The 2,937-nt window shown below is 52.2% G+C and carries 7 protein-coding genes; all 7 read left to right on the top strand.

Annotation, left to right across the window (positions count from 1 at the left end; all coding sequences use genetic code 11):
- Positions 1 to 171: 171 nt before the first annotated feature.
- Positions 172 to 507, top strand: coding sequence for a hypothetical protein (locus BA066_07615; protein ID RDD52831.1), 336 nt, complete (start codon positions 172 to 174; stop codon positions 505 to 507).
- A complete protein-coding gene (locus BA066_07610; protein ID RDD52830.1) occupies positions 494 to 889 on the top strand; it encodes a HEPN domain-containing protein in 396 nt (131 codons plus the stop codon). The genes BA066_07615 and BA066_07610 overlap by 14 nt, the downstream gene beginning before the upstream one ends.
- Position 890: 1 nt before the next feature.
- A complete protein-coding gene (locus BA066_07605) occupies positions 891 to 1,196 on the top strand; it encodes a nucleotidyltransferase (GenBank protein ID RDD52832.1) in 306 nt (101 codons plus the stop codon).
- A gap of 53 nt (positions 1,197 to 1,249) precedes the next feature.
- The gene (locus BA066_07600; protein ID RDD52829.1) at positions 1,250 to 1,555 is read left to right on the top strand and encodes a nucleotidyltransferase domain-containing protein; all 306 of its coding nucleotides are present in this window, start codon (positions 1,250 to 1,252) and stop codon (positions 1,553 to 1,555) included.
- Positions 1,555 to 2,115 (top strand): DUF86 domain-containing protein, encoded by a 561-nt coding sequence (locus BA066_07595; protein RDD52828.1) that lies wholly within the window; start codon positions 1,555 to 1,557, stop codon positions 2,113 to 2,115. Before BA066_07600 ends, BA066_07595 begins: the two co-directional genes overlap by 1 nt.
- Positions 2,116 to 2,208: 93 nt before the next feature.
- Positions 2,209 to 2,646, top strand: coding sequence for a DUF86 domain-containing protein (locus BA066_07590; protein RDD52827.1), 438 nt, complete (start codon positions 2,209 to 2,211; stop codon positions 2,644 to 2,646).
- A partial coding sequence (locus BA066_07585; protein RDD52826.1) for a hypothetical protein occupies positions 2,624 to 2,937 on the top strand: 314 nt, incomplete at its 3' end. The genes BA066_07590 and BA066_07585, both read left to right, overlap by 23 nt.

Genomic DNA, 2,937 nt, shown 5'->3' with positions numbered 1-2,937 from the left:
CCATTGTACAGGTCTTGGAGCAGTGAGATGAGGTTTACATTGATAGATGCAGAAGCAGTGTCAAGTACTACCTCAAGAAGCTAGACAAGCATTGGGTAAACTAGTGAATACCGCTGTGAAGACCGCATACTTAATTAATCAAGAGAGCTATAGGAGGTTCAGTGAGAAGAGATGGTTGAAACCCTTCTAGCAATAAACCTGGTAAGACTGCTCGAAGCGCTGGAGAAGAAGGTAGGTGTGAAGCTGCCCCGGAAAGTGGTTGAGGTCTCGCTAACCGGCGGAGTGCTGCACGTAAGGTTCGAGCATCCGGAGACCTCGGAGTCAGATGTAGAGCCGCTGCCGACATCAACCCCAGCATTCCTATTTAGGGACGAGAAGACGGGGGAGAATCACGGCGCTCGAGATCCTGGACGTAGACGGGCTGCTAGCAGAACTGGAAGAGGGGTCGGTCGCAGTGCAGCAGAACTGACATGGAGGGGTTGCGGGCTTGACGATGGAGGAGGTTAGGAGGCTGTGGCTGCAGGCCCTCGAGGATCTTAAGACCGCGGAGATCCTGCTCAAGGTGGGGCGCTACTACGCCTCAGTGTTCTTCGCTCAGCAGGCAGCTGAGAAGGCGTTGAAGGCGCTCTACATCCACCTGAAAAGGGAGCTGCCGCCTCACACCCACAACCTCCTGGAGCTCTTGAGGAGCCTGGGGGTGGACCGCGAAGACCTTGTCGATGCGGCTGCAGACCTCACGCCCGAATACATCGTTACGCGCTACCCGAATGCTGCTGGCGGTGTGCCGGCGGAGCTCTACAACGAGAGGTCCGCACGAGAGCACTTGGAGAAGGCCAGGCTTATAGTCGACTACTGCGGAGAGGTGCTCGGAGGTGGGAGGAGTGGATGAAATGGTTCTGAGGGTCGTGGAGGCGATCAGGAGGCACATACCGGACGCTAGGATAATACTCTTCGGATCCAGGGCGCGGGGAGACGCGCTGAAGGAGTCTGACATAGACCTCATCGTGGTTTCCAAGGCCTTTGAGGGGGTGGGCTTCACGGACAGAGCCACGTACATACTGAAGATTCTGTGGAGGGAGGGGGCTCTGCCGCCCGTAGACGTAGACCTCCTCTGCTACACGCCGGAGGAATTCGAGGAGATGAAGAAGAGGATAAGCATAGTGAGCGAAGCGCTGAAGTACGGAGTAGAACTCTAAAACCCTGAGCACCTCGGAGCGTCCAGCTCTGCGGCGGGGCTGGAGGTGGGATTGTGGGAGTCGTCAACAGGGAGAGGCTCGTCGAGGCGCTTAGGAGGGCTGCGGAGAGGCACCCGGAGATAAAGCTCATGTACCTCTTCGGGAGCTACGCTGAAGGGAGGGCGATGCCCGCGAGTGATATAGATGTAGCCGTTGTAGCGTCGAAGCCCAGTATCATCTCCCACGTGGTGGCGGAGGTTGCGAAGGAGCTCCAGATCTCTGAGGAGAAGATCTCTGTTCTCGACTTAGAGTACGCTTCGCCAGCACTCGTGGCGAGCATTCTGAAGAAGGGGGTCAAGATAGTGGATAGGGGGAATTAGTGGATAGGGGGAATATGGAGCAAGAGCTCTTGAGCAGGGTAAAGCCTGAGACTCTCGAGCTCAACGAGCTAAATGAGATCCACTTCAGGAAGTGGGTGGAAGGCGACCCCCTCGACCTCAGAGTGATTAGTAGAATCATTGTGCAGATCGGGGAGGATCTCCAGGACTTGGAGCGCTACCTAAGCATGGGCTTGGAGGCCGTGGTAAGGGATAGGACCTTGAGGAAAGCCTTCGAGAGAACGCTGCAGACGCTTATCGAGGGATGCATCGATCTGCTGCGCCACATAGTGTCGGGGCTAGGCCTGGGGGTAGCGGAGTACTACAGAGACTACGTGGAGATCGCGAGGAGGAGCGGAGTCGTAAGCAAGGAGACGGTTGAGAAACTCCTCGTGCTGATACCTGTAAGACAAGCCCTCATCCACAGGTACAGGGACGTAGACTACGAGAAGCTTTGGAGAGATGCGCGAACAGCTGTAGATACTGCCTCAAGACTACTAGAAGAAGTTAGAAGCTATCTCAAAACACTAGAACATATCAATCGAAGTAGCCTCCTATGCTAGACCACATGCATTCAAGCTCTTTGCAAGGCTTAGCTAGGATGAGGAAAGATAACCATGAGCTTAGGCATAGATGATATTGGTTGAGGCGCTGCCTTGACAAGGATCGCTAGAGAAGTTTACGAGAGGCTTGTAGGAGAAGCTAAAGAGGCTATAGAAGAAATGAAGGATATTACCTCAATGAGTAGAGATGATTTTATAAAGTCTAGAAGAGCTAGATTCAGCCTTAGATACTCCATAGTTATGGCTGTCGAGGCACTAGCTGACTTAGCCATAGCAATACTTGAGAAAGATTTCAACGAAGTGGTTGAGTCGTATAGAGAGGCTTTCATGAAGCTTTTAGAGAAGGGCATTATAAGTGCTGAGATAGCCGAATCCATGGTCAAACTTGTTAGTCTTAGAAATCTTATTGTGCATAGGTATTGGGTGATTAATGATCTCAGAATATACGAGGAGGCTAAGAGAGGAGGTATTAAGGTACTAGAGGAATTTATCTCCGAGGTGTCAAGGTATGTCGAAGCTGAGGATCCGTGAGGAAGAGCTGAGGAAACCTAAGAAAGTACCTATGGAGGATAGAGAGCACATAATAGACGTTATAAGGAGTATACTCCTAGAAGATAGCTGCATCAAGCTGGCTATCATCCACGGAGGCTTCATAGATAGCGAAGTCTTCAGAGACATAGACATAGCCCTACTACTAGAAGGCGTGGAAGACGAGCTCATCTATGTAGAGGAGCTTAGAGATAGGCTGGAGAAAGCCACCGGTATAGGCGTAGACATACAGCTTCTAAACAATGCACCACCCAGCTTCACCTACCGTGTGCT

This window comes from Candidatus Korarchaeota archaeon NZ13-K, assembly GCA_003344655.1.
Classification (GTDB): Archaea; Korarchaeota; Korarchaeia; order Korarchaeales; family Korarchaeaceae; genus Korarchaeum.
The sequence above is the reverse complement of the archived record's forward strand: the minus strand, read 5'-3'. Positions and strand labels throughout refer to the sequence as shown.